The following is a 15,353-nucleotide window of genomic DNA, read 5'->3' as shown; positions in this document are numbered from 1 at the left end:
CACCCTCTCCGCGCACGAAGATACCGGGGCCGATACGCTTCATCACCGGAACCGGGCGCCGGCCCGTCTCGATCGTGAGCTCCTCCTCCTTGACCTGCGGCTCATGAGCGAAACCCGCCGCCGCTTTTGGCGGGCGGAACCCCGCCTCGATCCGGTAGCGGAAGGTGATCGCTCGCTCCTCGTCGATCAGTTCGGCGTCCAGGCGAATACGCGCCGGCTTGCCGACGCGTTGCGGGCCGCTCCAGATAGCGGACACCATGCCGCCTTCTTCGGCGATCTCGCGGGCGAGATGGCCTCGCACGGCAGCCTGAACCAGCTGCAGGGCACGATAGAGGTTGGACTTCCCGACGCCGTTCTCTCCGATGAACAGATTGACGCCGGCCAAATCCATACGGATCGAGCGCAGCGACCGGTAGTTCTCGGCGAACATCGAGCGAAGCATCATGGTGACGGCTTAGCCCGCTACAACCGCCCTGGCAGACAGCTCGAACGCCGCGTCGCTGTCGGCAGCCAGTGCGTGTACCGTATGACGTTCCAGCGCACGTGTCACTTCCATCGGATCGCCGTCGAGCGCGTCCGCCGGAATGAGATTGCCGATCCGGAAGTCGAAGCGGTCGCCCTTCTTGTTCAGGAGTTCGTGGAACACCGTCATGTCGCGCAGTTCCGTCGACCATTTGGCGAACCAGTAGAAGAGGCCGGAATTGCGCGCGCTCATATGCACCGGCAGGATCGGCAGGCCGTATTTGCGTGCGAAGCCGACCGCCGAGCTCTTCCAGGGACGCTCGTTGAGGCGTCCCTCGGCCCAATAGGCGATGCGGCCGGAGGGGAAGAGCACGGTCGCCTTGCCCTCCTCGATTGCCCTGTTCGTGACCTGCAGCGTTTCGCGCGCCTTCAGCTTCGACTTGTACTCCTCCCGCCATTCGACCGGGATGACCATCTCGACGAAACGCGGATTGACGCGGATCGCGTCGCGGTTCGCAAAGAACATCATGTCCGGCCGCCGGCTCTTCAGGAGATCGAAGACGGCGATGCCGTCGGCGATCCCCGTCGGGTGGTTGCTGACGAGCAGGAACCCGCCCTTCTCGGGAATACGCTCCGGCTTGTCGGCGCGGATCTCGAGATCGAGAAGCGAACTCAGATGCTCGAAGGCCTGGAAGCCCGGCATATTGGCGACGGCATTGGCGAACTCGATCGCCTTGCGGTAGTTGAGCAGCGTGTAGAGAAAGGGCCGCATTGCAGGCCACAGGGGATGGCGGACGATCTTCTGGCCGCGCTCCGCTATCAGCGTATCGACGATATGGCCGGGACGCCCTTGCGAGACCAGCGCAACCGCCTCTGCAAAATGCGCCAGAGCGCTCGCCGAATCACGTCTCGACATTGTCCCATCCGCTGTTGCTGGCCGAACATTGCAGTTCAATATGATCGAACAATGACAAATTCCAAGGGGCCGCCGCAGCAAACTTCAGCACGTTAGCAAAAACATAACACGCCCGATGCGATGCTCCGAGCCTGGATCAGCGAGCTCACCGCGCTGATGAAACCGCCGGGCCCGATGATGAACGAACTTCTTGCGATAGGCCATCCGGAAGTGATGGCGGAACGAAGGCGCTGGCTTGCGAGCCTCGCCGAGGAACGCCGGTTGTCCGAAAAGACGGTCGACGCCTATGAGCGCGACACGCGGCAGTTCCTGACGTTCCTGACCGGGCACCTCGCGGGGCCGCCGCGGCTCTCGGATATTTGCGCCCTGCGTCCCGCGGATCTGCGCGGCTTCCTGGCGCAGCGCCGCAAGGGCGGGGCCGGCGCGCGCACGCTCGGCCGCGGGCTGGCAGGTCTGCGTTCCTTCCTGCGCTATCTCGAGAGAAACGGGCTCGCCAATGCGGCGGGCGCAGGGGCGGTTCGGTCCCCGAAGCAGCCGAAGTCCCTCCCCAAGGCATTGACCGACCGGGAGGCCCTGAAGGTCGTCACGGCGGACGCGCAACTGGCCGAGGAACCCTGGATCGCGGCGCGCAACGCCGCAGTGCTGACATTGCTCTATGGCTGCGGCCTGCGGATAGCGGAGGCGCTGGACCTGACCCCTGCCGATTTCTCAGGACCGGTCACGTCGCTCAGGGTCACCGGAAAGGGCGGCAAGACACGGATCGTGCCGATGATCGCGGCCGCCGCGGAAGCGGTCGAGACCTATCGGAAGCTCTGCCCCTACCATATCGAGCCCGAAGAGCCGATTTTCCGCGGCGCTCGCGGCGCGAAGCTCCAGCCGGCGATCATCCAGCGCGAGATGCAGAAGCTGCGCGCCGCACTCGGCCTGCCGGATTCGGCGACGCCGCACGCGCTGCGCCACTCTTTCGCGACGCATCTTCTGGCAGGCGGAGGGGATCTCCGCACCATCCAGGAACTGCTCGGCCATGCCAGCCTGTCGACGACGCAGGTCTATACCGGCGTCGATTCGGCGCGGCTCCTGGAAATCTACGACCGTGCCCACCCGCGCGCCTAAAATCCGACGCGCCCAAAATCCGACGTGCCCAAAATCCGACGTGCTTGACGGTTAACCAAGCGCGTTAAGGAACCCGTGACCGCGGGGGAGTAGGGTTCCGCCAGAGCGCTTCCAGGAAAAGTGTGCAGCGGTTTTCCGTCCGGAAGTGCGCAGCTTCAAAGAGTTAGAGCGCATCTGCGTTTCAATGAATCGCTGACATGCTCTAAATGCGGGGGGCACCCATGAACACTTTCACCGGACCGGTCCGCGATCTGGCGGCCAAGGCGGCAGACGGCCTGCTGTGGCTGATCGCGATGTTGAATGCACTGACGGCAGCAAGCCTCCTTGCCGCCCTGCTTTATGTGTCGGATGCACGCGCGGAAGAAGTCGATTGCGCCGGCAGCAACATCTTGACCGGCCTCGAACTCTCGGACCCGGCCCGCCTGGCGGCGCTGCGCGCGGAAGCGGCGGCGGTGCCCAACGGAAAGGGCCTGCTTTGGAAAATCGAAGGCCACGGACAGGCGCCCTCCTTCCTGCTCGGCACCATGCATGTCACCGATCCTCGCGTACTGGCGATGCCCGGCGGCGCGACGGAAGCCTTCGCAAGGGCTGAGACCGTGATCGTCGAGTCCGACGAGATCGTCGACCAGAACAGGGCAACCGCTGCGATCATGATGCAGCCCGAACTGACCATGTTCACCGGCGACAAGACGATCAACGACTTCCTGAAGCCGGAGGACCGCGCGCTTCTCGAAAACGGCCTCAAGGCGCGCGGCATCCCCCTGCCGCTCGTCACCAAGATGAAGCCCTGGATGATCGCCAGCTTCGTGGCCCTGCCGGCCTGCGAATTCTCGCGCAAGGCGGCCGGTGCCTCCTTCCTCGACAAGAAGCTCGCCGAGGACGCGGTGAAGGAGGGCAAGACGCTCAAGGGGCTCGAAACGCTGGTCGAGCAGCTATCGGCGATGGATTCGCTGCCGGTCGAGTTGCATCTCAAGGCGCTGATCGAAACGCTTGCTCTCGGCAAGACGATGGACGACGTGATGACGACGACCACCGATCTCTACCTCTCCGGCGAGACGGGCACGATCATGCCGATGATGAAACTCGTCTCCGCCGGGCTGTCGTCCGACGACGCCGGCTACGCCGAATTCGAGCAGCGCATCATCATCGATCGCAACAGGATCATGGCAGATCGCGCCGCGCCCCTCCTGAAGGGCGGCGGCGCCTTCATGGCCGTCGGCGCGCTCCACCTTCCCGGCAGGGAAGGCCTCGTCGAACTCCTGCGTCAGCAGGGGTTCACGGTAACGCGGGTGGAATGATCGGCCGGTCGATGCGGTGAGAATGCCCCTCATCCGCCTGCCGGCACCTTCTCCCCGCGAGCGGGGCGAAGGGATATGCCGCGCCCGCTCGCTCCCTCGGGCGGGCGGTGAATGCGGGGTTCAGTTGGCGCCGCTTGTCCCTTCTCCCCGCCTGCGGGGAGAAGGAGCCGGCAGGCGGATGAGGGGCAGCGCCGCCCTCCCATAATCACATGTGGATCGGCTTGAAGAAGGTGGAAAGCGCCGCTTCCTTTACCGCCTCCGACATCGTCGGATGGGCGTGGCAGGTGCGCCCGAGGTCCTCCGACGATCCGCCGAACTCCATCAGCACCGCGATCTCGTGGATCATTTCGCCGGCGCCGAAGCCGATGATGTGGCCGCCGAGCACGCGGTCGGTCTCCTTGTCCGCGAGAATCTTCACGAAACCGTCCGTCTGAAGCATGGCGCGGGCGCGGCCATTGGCGGTGAAGGGGAACTTGCCGATCTTGTAGGCGACGCCCGCAGCCTTCAGCTCTTCCTCGGTCTTGCCGACGGAGGCGACCTCGGGCTGGGTGTAGACGACGCCCGGAATGACGTCGTAGTTCACGTGGCCGGCCTGACCTGCGATGATCTCCGCCACGGCGACACCTTCATCCTCGGCCTTGTGCGCCAGCATCGGCCCACGCACCACGTCGCCGATCGCGTAGACGCCGGCAATGCTCGTCTGAAAATGCCGGTCGATCTCCACGCGGCCACGCGAATCGAGGACGACGCCCGCCTTGGCGAGACCCAAGCCGTCCGTCGAGGGCTTGCGTCCGGTAGCGATGAGCACGACTTCGGCATCGAGCGTAGTGGCCTCGCCGCCCTTAACGGGCTCGAAGGTGACCTTGGCACCGTCGCCCGATTTCACGACGCCCGTCACCTTGGCGCCGAGCTTGAAGTCGATGCCCTGCTTGGTCAGCATCCGCTGAAGCTGCTTGGCGACTTCGCCGTCCATGCCGCCGAGAATCGTGTCGAGGAATTCGACCACGGTCACCTTGGCGCCGAGGCGCGCCCAGACCGAGCCGAGCTCGAGGCCGATGACGCCGCCGCCGACGACGATCATGCTCGCGGGGACCTTTTCGAGCGCGAGCGCCCCGGTCGAGGAGACGATGGTCTTTTCGTCGAACGCGACCTCCACGCCCGGGATGCCGGCGACATCCGAGCCGGTGGCGATGACGACGTTCTTCGCCTCGAGCACCTGCTCCTCACCCTTTTCGTTCGTGACCGAGACCTTGCCCTGGCCGAGAACCTTGCCGGTGCCCTGGAAGCCATCGATCTTGTTCTTCTTGAAGAGGAAGGAGACGCCGTCGACGTTGGACTTAACGGTTGCGTCCTTGTGGGCCATCATCTTCTGAAGGTTGAGCTTCGGGTTTGCGACCTCCACACCCAGCGCCTCCAGGCCGTGCTGAGCCTGATGGAACATTTCGGAAGCATGCAGCAGCGCCTTGGAGGGGATGCAGCCGACATTCAGGCATGTGCCGCCATAGGTGCTGCGCTTCTCGACCACGGCAACCTTCATGCCGAGCTGCGCCGCCTTGATGGCGCAGACATAGCCGCCGGGGCCGCTTCCGATAACGATGAGATCATAGGCCATTTGATAATCCTTCTTGGGAGGACAGTCTTGGGAGGGCTACCGCCCGCCGCTGACGGTGAGAATGGTTCCCGTCACGTAAGTCGCCTTGTCGGACAGGAGATAGAGAATTGCATCGGCAACCTCACCGGCCGTTCCGGGCCGCTGAATCGGGATCGTGGGTGCGAGGTCGCGGGCGCGGTCGGGCAGCCCGCCGGAGGCATGAATTTCCGTATCGATGATGCCGGGCCTGACCGCGTTCACGCGTATGCCCTCGGTGGCGACTTCACGCGCCAGTCCGACCGTGAAGCTGTCGATCGCGCCCTTCGTGGCGGCGTAGTCGACATATTGCCCGGGCGCACCGAGCACGGCGGCGATGGAGGAGAGATTGACGATCGAACCGCCCCGCCCGCCGTGGCGCGCCGACATTCGCAGCACCGCCTCGGCGGCGCAACGGATGGAGCCCGTCACGTTGACGCGGAACAACTGCTCGATCCGCTCGGGCGAAACCTCGTCTACGCGCTGCGGCGGACCGATGATCCCGGCATTGTTGACGAGGCCGTCGAGACGGCCGAAGGCGGTGTCGACAGCGGCAAAGATCGCCCTCACGCCCTCTTCCCTGCCCACGTTGCCCTCGACGGAAACGGCCGTGCCGCCGGCTTCCGCGATGCGGCGGACCACGTCCTCGGCCGCATCGCGATTGGACGCATAGTTGACGGCGACCCTCCAGCCTTCGCTGGCCGCGGCAAGCGCGACCGCGGCGCCGATGCCGCGGCTGCCCCCGGTGACGAGAAGCACGGGTCCGTCGCTCATGATCCACACCCCTTGAACTGGAAGACATCGGAACTGTCGGTGGTACCCTTGCCTTCGCCCCAGGCGCTCGATTCGCGCAGCGACGGTCCGAAATCCGGAAGCAGGATCCGATCGGCTGCGGGCGCGTCCTCCGGCTGAAGCAGTCCGATCTGGCCGGCCTTGTCGACCGCATAGATCGGGCCCTGCCAGACGGTGCAGGCCTCGAGTTCCGCGCCGGTCACGTCGCCGGTCGGGCAATCGTTCATGACGATCCCGTTCGCCCGCAGTGGTTCGCCCGACTGCATCACGACGCCATCGAGCAAAACCCCGGTGTCCCCGATCCTGACCTTGAAGTGATTGCTGGTGACTGCCGCCTCCGATCCGACGGGCTCGAAGTGCAGCTCATAGGTTCCGGCCGGATCGGCATAGACCGCCTGCGCCTGGGTGCACTCGTCCGCAAGCGCCGGTGCTGCCGAAAGCATAAGCGAAGCGAAAAGAACGTTGCGGCCGCAGATCATCACGCGGCCTTTTCCGTCGCCAGCTTCAGTCCGAGCGCGATGAAGACCATGCCGCTCGCCCGGTCGATCCATTTGCTCGCACGTGTGAAGGCCGCCCGCATCCGCGGCGTCGTCATGAACAGGCTGACCCCGACGAACCAAAGGATCAGCGCGCTCGCCATGACGAAGCCATAGCCGAATTTGACCGTCATCGGCGTATGGGCGCTGACGACCGTCGAAAAGATCGACAGGAAGAAGAAGACCGCCTTGGGATTGAGCGCGTTGGCGGCAAAGCCGAGCCCGAAGGCCTTCAGCGCCGACTGCTGCCGGCGGGCTTCGCCGGACTCGGCCGCTTCTTCGACCGCGATCTCCGTCTGGCCGGCGCGAAGGGCCTTGATGCCGATGTAGATCAGGTAGGCGACGCCGCACCATTTGACGATGTTGAAGAGGTAGATCGACTGCGAGATGATCAGCCCGAGGCCGAGAATGGTGTAGGTCACGTGGAACATCAGCGACGCGCCGATGCCGAAGGAGGTGATGACCGCCGCGCGGCGGCCGTGCACCAGCGATTGGCGCAGCACCATGGCGAGGTCGGCGCCGGGCGAAACGATGGCGAAGGTGAAGATCGCCATTAGCGAAGCGAGTTCGATCAGATAGCTCATCATGTTTTGCGACCGGTGCTTACGATGCCCAAACTGTCCGGGATGCGCGCATAGCGTGCCCCCGAAACCTAACCTCTGGTTCCGTGGCTGTCGATGCCCGTCAGACGCGCGTCCCGGCACGGGCATCGGTGGAGATGGAAACGGGGGCACGCGGCCCCCGCCATTCCCTGGAGCGGGATGAGGAAAAGCGTGTGCGGTTTTCCGCCCGCATCCCGCGTCTCATGACTTTGAGTCGACCCGACCTAAAATCACCGTGATCTAGAGATCCAGCACCAGGCGTTCCGGATCCTCGAGGCTTTCCTTGACGCGCACGAGGAAGGTCACCGCTTCCTTGCCGTCGACGATGCGGTGATCGTAGGAGAGCGCCAGATACATCATCGGGCGGATGACGACCTGACCGCCGATCGCGACCGGGCGGTCCTGGATCTTGTGCATGCCGAGGATGCCCGATTGCGGAGCGTTGAGGATCGGCGAGGACATCAGCGAACCGTAGACGCCGCCGTTGGAGATGGTGAAGGTGCCGCCCTGCATGTCGGCCATGGACAGCGTACCGTCGCGCGCTGCCTTTCCGAGACGGCCGATTTCCTTCTCGATCTCGGCGATCGACATCTGGTCGGCATCGCGCACGACCGGCACGACGAGACCCTTGTCGGTGCCGACGGCGACGCCGACGTGGCAGAAGTTCTTGTAGATGATCTCGGTGCCGTCGACCTCGGCGTTGACAGCCGGCAACTCCTTCAGCGCATGCGTCACGGCCTTGGTGAAGAAGCCCATGAAGCCGAGCTTCACGCCGTGCTTCTTCTCGAAGATGTCCTTGTACTTCGAGCGCAGGCTCATGACGGCGCTCATGTCCACCTCGTTATAGGTGGTGAGCATAGCCGCGGTGTTCTGCGCGTCCTTCAAACGCCGGGCGATCGTCTGGCGCAGGCGGGTCATCTTCACGCGCTCTTCGCGGGCGGCATCTTCCGCCGGCGCCGGCGCGCGGGCCTGGACCTTGGCCGGTTCGGCTGCAGCCGGAGCCGAAATGCCCTTGGCGACGGCCGCGAGCACGTCACCCTTCAACACCTGGCCGCGCTTGCCCGAGCCGTCGATCTGATCGGCGGAAAGATTGTTCTCGGCGATGAGCTTGGCGGCGGCCGGGGCCGGCGGCATCGACGTGGACGTCTGCGTCGCGGCAGCGGCGGCCGGCTGTGCGGCCGCAGCCGGAGCAGCGGTGGCGGCAGCAGGTTCAGGCTTCTTCTCGGCCGCAGCCGGCGCAGCGGCGGCAGCACCCGCGCCCTCGGCGATCTGCCCGAGCAGCGCGCCGAGACCCACGGTTTCGCCCGCCTGCGCGACGATTTCGCTGAGCGTGCCGGCGGCCGGGGCCGGAACTTCGATCGTCACCTTGTCGGTCTCGAGCTCGAGGATCGGCTCGTCGGCCTTGATCGCGTCGCCGACCTTCTTGAACCAGGTGCCGACGGTCGCTTCGCTGACGGATTCGCCAAGGGTGGGAACGCGGATTTCTGTTGCCATGAGTTTTGTTCCGTTGATCAGATTTCTGTTTCTAGCTCTTTGAGTTACGCGCTCCCGGACGGAAAACCGCTACGCACTTTCCTGGAAGTGCTCCAGCGATCGGCAGACCGTGAGGGGCTTCGTCAGCCCCCCAGCGCATCCTCGAGGAAGGCGGCAAGCTGTGCCAGATGCTTGGACATCAGGCCCGTCGCCGGGGAAGCGGCGGCCGGACGGCCGGTATAGCGCACCCGCTGGTACTTGGCATCGATATGGGCAAGAACCCACTCCAGATAGGGATCGATGAACGACCAGGCGCCCATGTTCTTCGGCTCTTCCTGGCACCAGACCATCTCCGCGTTGCGGAAGCGGCTGAGCTCGTTGATGAGCGCCTTGGCCGGGAACGGATAGAGCTGTTCAACGCGCAGCAGGTAGATGTCGTCGATGCCGCGCTTCTCGCGCTCCTCCAGAAGGTCGTAATAGACCTTGCCCGAGCACATGACGACGCGACGGATCTTCGAATCCTTCTGCAGCTTGATCGGACCGTCCTTGATAACCTCGGCATCGTCCCAGAGGAGACGATGGAAGGAGCTCTCGCCGGCCATTTCCGACAGGCTCGAGACCGCCCGCTTGTGACGCAGCAGCGACTTCGGCGTCATCAGGATCAGCGGCTTGCGGAAATCGCGCTTCACCTGACGGCGCAGGATGTGGAAATAGTTCGCCGGGGTCGTGACGTTGGCGACCTGCATGTTGTCTTCCGCGCAAAGCTGCAGGAAGCGTTCCAGCCGGGCGGAGGAATGCTCCGGCCCCTGGCCCTCGTAGCCGTGCGGCAGCAGGCAGACGAGGCCCGACATGCGCAGCCACTTGCGCTCGCCCGACGAGATGAACTGGTCGAAGACCACCTGCGCGCCGTTGGCGAAGTCGCCGAACTGGGCTTCCCAGAGCGTCAGGGCGTTCGGGCGGGCGAGCGAATAGCCGTATTCGAAGCCGAGCACCGCCTCTTCCGAGAGCATCGAATTGATGACCTCGTAGCGTGCCTGGGTCGGCGACAGGTTGGCGAGCGGAATGTATCGCTCTTCGGTCTCCTGATCGTAGAGAACCGAATGGCGCTGCGAGAAGGTGCCGCGCTCGCAATCCTGACCGGAGAGGCGGATCTTGGTGCCCTCGGTGACGAGCGTACCGAAGGCGAGCGCTTCCGCCATCGCCCAGTCGATGCCCTCGCCGGTCTGGATCATATTGGCGCGGTTTTCCATGAAGCGCTGGATGGTGCGGTGCGCGCTGAAGCCGGCCGGAATTTCGGACAACTTGCGGCCGACCTCCTTCAACTGCTTCATCGGCACCGAGGTCCGCCCGCGGCGCTGCTCATCCTGGTTGTCGGCCGTGCGCAGGCCCGACCAGGCGCCGTCGAGCCAGTCGGCCTTGTTCGGCTTGTAGGACTGACCCGCCTCGAATTCCTGTTCGAGATGGGCGCGCCAATCGGCCTTCATCTTCTCGACTTCGCCTTCGCTGATCAGGCCCTCGGCGATCAGCCGGTCCGAATAGAGCTGGACGACGGTCTTGTGCGCACGGATCGCCTTGTACATCTTCGGCTGCGTGAACGCCGGCTCGTCGCCCTCGTTGTGACCGAAGCGGCGGTAGCAGAACATGTCGATGACCACCGGCTTGTGGAACTTCATCCGGAATTCGGTCGCGACCTTGGCCGCATAGACGACCGCTTCCGGATCGTCACCGTTCACGTGGAAGATCGGCGCCTCGATCATCTTCGCCACGTCCGACGGATAGGGCGAGGAACGCGAGAAGGCCGGGTTCGTGGTGAAACCGATCTGGTTGTTGATGATGAAGTGCACCGTGCCGCCGACACGATGCCCGCGCAGGCCGGAGAGGCCGAGAATTTCGGCGACCACGCCCTGGCCGGCAAATGCCGCGTCGCCGTGCAGGATCAACGGCATGACCTTGACGCGTTCGCGCAGCGGAATGATGTCGCCTTCGAATACGGTCGCCATCTGGTCCTGCTTGGCGCGCGCCTTGCCCATGACGACCGGATTGACGATCTCGAGATGCGACGGGTTTGCCGTCAGCGACAGGTGGACCTTGTTGCCGTCGAACTCGCGGTCCGAGGAAGCGCCCAGGTGATACTTGACGTCGCCGGAGCCTTCCACGTCATCGGGCGTGTAGGAGCCGCCCTTGAACTCGTGGAAGATGGCGCGGTGCGGCTTGGCCATCACCTGCGAGAGAACGTTGAGGCGGCCGCGATGCGCCATGCCCAGCACGATCTCCTTGAGGCCGAGCTGGCCGCCGCGCTTGATGATCTGCTCGAGCGCCGGGATCAGCGATTCGCCGCCGTCGACGCCGAAGCGCTTGGTGCCCTTGTACTTGACGTCGATGAACTGCTCGAAGCCTTCCGCCTCGATGAGCTTCTGCAGGATCGCCTTCTTGCCCTCGGGGGTGAATTCGACGCCCTTGTCCGGCCCTTCGATGCGTTCCTGTATCCAGCCCTTCTCTTCCGGGTTGGACATATGCATGAATTCGACGCCGATCGTCGAACAATAGGTCCGTTCGAGGATCTCGACCATCTCGCGCACGGTCGCATATTCGAGGCCGAGCACGTTGTCTATGAAGATCTTGCGGTCGTAGTCCTTCTCTTCGAAGCCGTAGGTCTTCGGGGAGAGTTCGTCGTAATCCTCGACCGGATCGGCAAGGCCGAGCGGGTCGAGCTTGGCGTGCAGGTGGCCGCGCATGCGATAGGCGCGGATCATCATGATGGCGCGGACGGAATCGCGCGTCGACTGATGCACCTCGGCCTCGCTGAGCGCCACGCCGGCAACGGCTGCGGCTTCCTCTGCCTTCGCCTTCACCTTCTTTTCGATGACCTTTTCGACCGTGCCCCAGTCGCCGTCGAGGGCCGAGACGAGTTCGCCATTGGCGGGAATCGGCCAGTTCTGCTTCTTCCAGGAGGCGCCCTTGGCCGCCCTCACCACATCTTCGGGCCGGTCGGCAAGCGCCTTGAAGAAGGACTGCCACTCGGCCGAAACGGATGAGGGGTCCGCTTCGTAGCGCGCATGGAGCTGCTCGATATAGGCGGCATTGGCGCCGTCCAGAAAGGATGTGAGCTGGAATTGCTCGTTGGCCTCTTGCCTTGTCATGGTCTATCGCGGACTTCAGCCCGCCTCCTGACTTAAGTTGGTGTGCCGGGTTGTCCCGGTCATGTTTGCCTTCTGCCGGATCGGCGCCTTTCAACGGTCAGGCGCGTCGCTCCGGCTGCGTCGGCCCGGTTCCGGCTGTTCGCCATCTGCACCGGACTTGACGCTCATCATCGTATCTTTCGTGGCTCCAATGGGGCGGCATGGTCTGCCGCCCCGCTGCAAAGTGCCACGGCGACCTTTATGCGTCCGACAGGACGCGCGGGCGCCGCAGGATCGTTCGTCAGCCCTTCAGGACTTCGACCAGCGTCTTGCCGAGGCGTGCGGGCGAAGGCGAGACGCGGATCCCGGCCGATTCCATAGCCGCGATCTTGTCTTCCGCACCGCCCTTGCCGCCGGAGATGACGGCGCCGGCATGGCCCATGGTGCGGCCGGGAGGCGCGGTACGGCCCGCGATGAAGCCGACCATCGGCTTCTTGCGGCCGCGCTTTGCCTCGTCTTTCAGGAACTGCGCCGCTTCCTCTTCGGCCGAGCCGCCGATCTCGCCGATCATGATGATCGACTTGGTCTCGTCGTCTGCGAGGAACATTTCCAGCACGTCGATGAACTCGGTGCCCTTGACCGGGTCGCCGCCGATGCCGACTGCCGTCGTCTGGCCGAGGCCTTCATTGGTCGTCTGGAACACCGCCTCGTAGGTCAGCGTGCCGGAGCGCGAAAGCACGCCGACCGAGCCCTTGCGGAAGATGTTGCCCGGCATGATGCCGATCTTGCATTCGTCGGGCGTCAGCACGCCCGGGCAGTTCGGGCCGATGAGGCGCGAAGAGGACTTTTCGAGCCGGGCCTTGACCTTCACCATATCGGCAACGGGAATGCCCTCGGTGATGCAGACGATGAGCGGGATTTCGGCGTCGATGGCCTCGATGATCGCCGCGGCGGCACCGGCCGGCGGGACATAGATCACGGAAGCGTTGGCGCCGGTCGCGTCGCGCCCTTCGGCAACGGTAGCGAAGATCGGCAGTTGCTCGCCCTTGGCGCCGGTCCAGGTCTCGCCGCCCTTCTTCGGGTGGATGCCGCCGACCATCTTGGTGCCGTTATAGGCGAGTGCCTGCTCGGTGTGGAAGGTACCGGTCTTGCCGGTCAGGCCCTGAACGAGAACCTTGGTGTCTTTGTTGATCAGGATGGACATGAAACCTCAGGCTCCCTTCACGGCTGCAACGATCTTCTGGGCGGCGTCGTCCAGATCATCGGCGGAAATCACGTTGAGGCCCGATTCATTGATGATCTTCTTGCCGAGCTCGACATTGGTGCCTTCCAGGCGCACGACGAGCGGCACCTTGAGGCCGACTTCCTTGACCGCTGCGAGCACGCCCTCGGCGATGACATCGCATTTCATGATGCCGCCGAAGATGTTGACGAGGATGCCCTTCACCGCCGGATCGGCCGTGATGATCTTGAAGGCCTGGGTGACCTTTTCCTTCGAGGCGCCGCCGCCGACATCGAGGAAGTTCGCGGGCTCGGCGCCGTAGAGCTTGATGATGTCCATCGTCGCCATGGCAAGACCGGCGCCGTTGACCATACAGCCGATATTGCCGTCCAGGGCGACATAGGCGAGGTCGTATTTCGACGCCTCGATTTCCTTGTCGTCCTCTTCCGTCGTGTCGCGCAGCGCGACCACGTCCTCATGGCGGAAGAGCGCATTGCCGTCGAAGGAGACCTTGGCGTCGAGGACGCGCATCCGGCCGTTCGTCATGACGATCAGCGGATTGACCTCGAGCAGGCTCATGTCCTTTTCGACGAATGCCTTGTAGAGGATCGGGAAGAGCTTCTCGGCGTCGGCACGCGCTTCGCCTTCGAGCTTCAGCGCGTCGGCCAGCGTCTTCAGATTCTCTGCGGTCACACCCTTTTCCGGATCGATCGCAACGGTGACGATCTTCTCCGGCGTATGTTCGGCGACCGCTTCGATATCCATGCCGCCCTCGGTCGAAACGACGAAGGCCACCTGGCCGACGGAGCGATCGACGAGGATCGAGAGATAGAGCTCGCGGTCGATATCGGCGCCGTCCTCGATATAGAGGCGGTTGACCTGCTTGCCGGCCGGACCGGTCTGCTTGGTCACCAGCGTGTTGCCGAGCATGTCCTTGGCATTGGCGACGACCTCGTCCACCGACTTGGCCAGGCGCACGCCGCCCTTCGCATCGGGGCCGAGTTCCTTGAACTTGCCCTTGCCGCGGCCGCCGGCGTGGATCTGGCTCTTCACCACGTAAAGCGGCCCCGGCAGCTTCTTCGCGGCCGCCTCGGCCTCGTCGGCGGAGAAGATCGCGACGCCTTCCGCGACCGGCGCGCCATAGCTCTTCAACAGAGCCTTGGCCTGGTATTCATGGATGTTCATGGGTTCTTTCCTGTCTGATAGGCCGGATGGCGGTTACTTCAGGCTGGGTGCGATGTTGATGCAGGCTTCGCAAAGGCCGGCGACGGCCGCAACCGACTTGTCGAAGGCTTCCTTCTCGCCCTTGTTGAGGTCGATCTCGATGATGCGCTCGATGCCGCCGGCACCGATCACGGTGGGCACGCCGACATACATGTCCTTGACGCCATACTGGCCGGAGAGATGAGCGGCGCAGGGCAGCACGCGCTTCTTGTCCTTGAGATAGGCTTCGGCCATTTCGATCGCCGAGGCGGCCGGCGCATAATAGGCCGAGCCGGTCTTGAGCAAGCCGACGATCTCGGCGCCGCCGTCACGGGTGCGCTGAATGATCTGGTCGAGCTTTTCCTTGGTGGTCCAACCCATCTGGATCAGGTCGGGCAGCGGGATGCCGGCAACCGTCGAATAACGCGCGAGCGGCACCATGGTGTCGCCATGGCCGCCGAGCACGAAAGCGGTGATGTCCTTGACAGAGACGTTGAACTCTTCGGCGAGGAAGAGCCGGAAGCGCGAAGAGTCGAGCACGCCGGCCATGCCGACGACCTTGTTCTTCGGCAGGCCGGAGAACTTCTGCAGCGCCCAGACCATGGCGTCGAGCGGGTTGGTGATGCAGATGACGAAGGCGTTCGGAGCGTATTTCTTGATGCCGGCGCCGACCTGTTCCATGACCTTGAGGTTGATGCCGAGCAGATCGTCGCGGCTCATGCCGGGCTTGCGCGGCACGCCGGCGGTGACGATGCAGACGTCGGCGCCCTCGATCGCGGAATAGTCGCTCGCACCGGTCAGCGATGCATCGAAGCCCTCGACCGGGGAGGACTGCGCGATGTCGAGACCCTTGCCCTGGGGAATGCCGTCGGCAATGTCGAAGAGGACGATGTCGCCCAGTTCCTTCAGGCCGGCGAGATGCGCCAGCGTGCCACCAATCATCCCCGAACCGATAAGTGCGATCTTGTTGCGCGCCATGAAAGTGCTTCC

General features: G+C 64.2%; 12 protein-coding genes and 1 pseudogene. 2 read left to right on the top strand and 11 right to left on the bottom strand.

Annotated elements, in window-relative coordinates; genetic code table 11:
* Nucleotides 1-139 precede the first annotated feature (139 nt).
* Together JOH52_RS36470 and JOH52_RS07650 are read right to left on the bottom strand one after the other, a co-directional pair.
* Nucleotides 140-442 (bottom strand): annotated as a pseudogene (locus JOH52_RS36470) (AAA family ATPase); the annotation flags it as partial.
* Nucleotides 443-454: 12 nt separating this feature from the next.
* Nucleotides 455-1,378: a GNAT family N-acetyltransferase gene (locus JOH52_RS07650; RefSeq protein WP_003530281.1), complete on the bottom strand. Its 924-nt coding sequence runs from the start codon at nucleotides 1,376-1,378 to the stop codon at nucleotides 455-457.
* Nucleotides 1,379-1,555: 177 nt separating this feature from the next.
* Between JOH52_RS07650 and JOH52_RS07645 the strand changes: the two genes are divergently transcribed.
* Together JOH52_RS07645 and JOH52_RS07640 are read left to right on the top strand one after the other, a co-directional pair.
* A complete protein-coding gene (locus JOH52_RS07645) occupies nucleotides 1,556-2,491 on the top strand; it encodes a tyrosine recombinase XerC (RefSeq protein ID WP_162145490.1) in 936 nt (311 codons plus the stop codon).
* A 221-nt stretch (nucleotides 2,492-2,712) separates the two neighbouring features.
* Nucleotides 2,713-3,789 carry a TraB/GumN family protein gene (locus JOH52_RS07640; protein WP_010970375.1) on the top strand — a complete coding sequence of 359 codons (1,077 nt, stop codon included), beginning with the start codon at nucleotides 2,713-2,715 and terminating at the stop codon, nucleotides 3,787-3,789.
* A gap of 205 nt (nucleotides 3,790-3,994) precedes the next feature.
* On the opposite strand, the gene lpdA is transcribed toward JOH52_RS07640, so the two are convergent.
* The 9 genes from lpdA to mdh form a co-directional block, all read right to left on the bottom strand.
* Nucleotides 3,995-5,401, bottom strand: coding sequence for a dihydrolipoyl dehydrogenase (gene lpdA, locus JOH52_RS07635; protein ID WP_013844901.1), 1,407 nt, complete (start codon nucleotides 5,399-5,401; stop codon nucleotides 3,995-3,997).
* Nucleotides 5,402-5,437: 36 nt separating this feature from the next.
* Nucleotides 5,438-6,190, bottom strand: a complete 753-nt coding sequence (locus JOH52_RS07630; RefSeq protein ID WP_010970377.1) for an SDR family oxidoreductase — start codon at nucleotides 6,188-6,190, stop codon at nucleotides 5,438-5,440.
* Nucleotides 6,187-6,687, bottom strand: a complete 501-nt coding sequence (locus JOH52_RS07625) for a hypothetical protein (RefSeq protein ID WP_010970378.1) — start codon at nucleotides 6,685-6,687, stop codon at nucleotides 6,187-6,189. The genes JOH52_RS07630 and JOH52_RS07625 overlap by 4 nt, the downstream gene beginning before the upstream one ends.
* Complete coding sequence (locus tag JOH52_RS07620) at nucleotides 6,687-7,331, bottom strand: LysE family transporter (protein WP_003530269.1); 645 nt, start codon at nucleotides 7,329-7,331, stop codon at nucleotides 6,687-6,689. The genes JOH52_RS07625 and JOH52_RS07620 overlap by 1 nt, the downstream gene beginning before the upstream one ends.
* Nucleotides 7,332-7,586: 255 nt before the next feature.
* On the bottom strand, nucleotides 7,587-8,840 hold the full coding sequence (odhB, locus tag JOH52_RS07615; RefSeq protein ID WP_010970379.1) for a 2-oxoglutarate dehydrogenase complex dihydrolipoyllysine-residue succinyltransferase: 1,254 nt from the start codon (nucleotides 8,838-8,840) through the stop codon (nucleotides 7,587-7,589).
* A gap of 122 nt (nucleotides 8,841-8,962) precedes the next feature.
* On the bottom strand, nucleotides 8,963-11,959 hold the full coding sequence (locus JOH52_RS07610; protein WP_003530264.1) for a 2-oxoglutarate dehydrogenase E1 component: 2,997 nt from the start codon (nucleotides 11,957-11,959) through the stop codon (nucleotides 8,963-8,965).
* A gap of 280 nt (nucleotides 11,960-12,239) precedes the next feature.
* Nucleotides 12,240-13,142, bottom strand: coding sequence for a succinate--CoA ligase subunit alpha (gene sucD, locus JOH52_RS07605; RefSeq protein WP_003530262.1), 903 nt, complete (start codon nucleotides 13,140-13,142; stop codon nucleotides 12,240-12,242).
* A gap of 6 nt (nucleotides 13,143-13,148) precedes the next feature.
* Nucleotides 13,149-14,345 carry an ADP-forming succinate--CoA ligase subunit beta gene (gene sucC, locus JOH52_RS07600; RefSeq protein ID WP_003530260.1) on the bottom strand — a complete coding sequence of 399 codons (1,197 nt, stop codon included), beginning with the start codon at nucleotides 14,343-14,345 and terminating at the stop codon, nucleotides 13,149-13,151.
* 33 nt (nucleotides 14,346-14,378) lie between these two features.
* Nucleotides 14,379-15,341 (bottom strand): malate dehydrogenase, encoded by a 963-nt coding sequence (gene mdh, locus JOH52_RS07595; RefSeq protein WP_003530257.1) that lies wholly within the window; start codon nucleotides 15,339-15,341, stop codon nucleotides 14,379-14,381.
* Nucleotides 15,342-15,353 lie beyond the last annotated feature (12 nt).

It is taken from the genome of Sinorhizobium meliloti (assembly GCF_017876815.1).
GTDB lineage: Bacteria > Pseudomonadota > Alphaproteobacteria > Rhizobiales > Rhizobiaceae > Sinorhizobium > Sinorhizobium meliloti.
The sequence above is the reverse complement of the archived record's forward strand: the minus strand, read 5'-3'. Positions and strand labels throughout refer to the sequence as shown.

Bases quoted from the DNA above. Each gene is read 5' to 3' on its own strand.
- JOH52_RS07650 (WP_003530281.1), bottom strand. From the start codon at position 1,378: ATGTCGAGACGTGATTCGGCGAGCGCTCTGGCGCATTTTGCAGAGGCG.
- JOH52_RS07645 (WP_162145490.1), top strand. From the start codon at position 1,556: ATGAACGAACTTCTTGCGATAGGCCATCCGGAAGTGATGGCGGAACGA.
- JOH52_RS07640 (WP_010970375.1), top strand. From the start codon at position 2,713: ATGAACACTTTCACCGGACCGGTCCGCGATCTGGCGGCCAAGGCGGCA.
- lpdA (WP_013844901.1), bottom strand. From the start codon at position 5,401: ATGGCCTATGATCTCATCGTTATCGGAAGCGGCCCCGGCGGCTATGTC.
- JOH52_RS07630 (WP_010970377.1), bottom strand. From the start codon at position 6,190: ATGAGCGACGGACCCGTGCTTCTCGTCACCGGGGGCAGCCGCGGCATC.
- JOH52_RS07625 (WP_010970378.1), bottom strand. From the start codon at position 6,687: ATGATCTGCGGCCGCAACGTTCTTTTCGCTTCGCTTATGCTTTCGGCA.
- JOH52_RS07620 (WP_003530269.1), bottom strand. From the start codon at position 7,331: ATGATGAGCTATCTGATCGAACTCGCTTCGCTAATGGCGATCTTCACC.
- odhB (WP_010970379.1), bottom strand. From the start codon at position 8,840: ATGGCAACAGAAATCCGCGTTCCCACCCTTGGCGAATCCGTCAGCGAA.
- JOH52_RS07610 (WP_003530264.1), bottom strand. From the start codon at position 11,959: ATGACAAGGCAAGAGGCCAACGAGCAATTCCAGCTCACATCCTTTCTG.
- sucD (WP_003530262.1), bottom strand. From the start codon at position 13,142: ATGTCCATCCTGATCAACAAAGACACCAAGGTTCTCGTTCAGGGCCTG.
- sucC (WP_003530260.1), bottom strand. From the start codon at position 14,345: ATGAACATCCATGAATACCAGGCCAAGGCTCTGTTGAAGAGCTATGGC.
- mdh (WP_003530257.1), bottom strand. From the start codon at position 15,341: ATGGCGCGCAACAAGATCGCACTTATCGGTTCGGGGATGATTGGTGGC.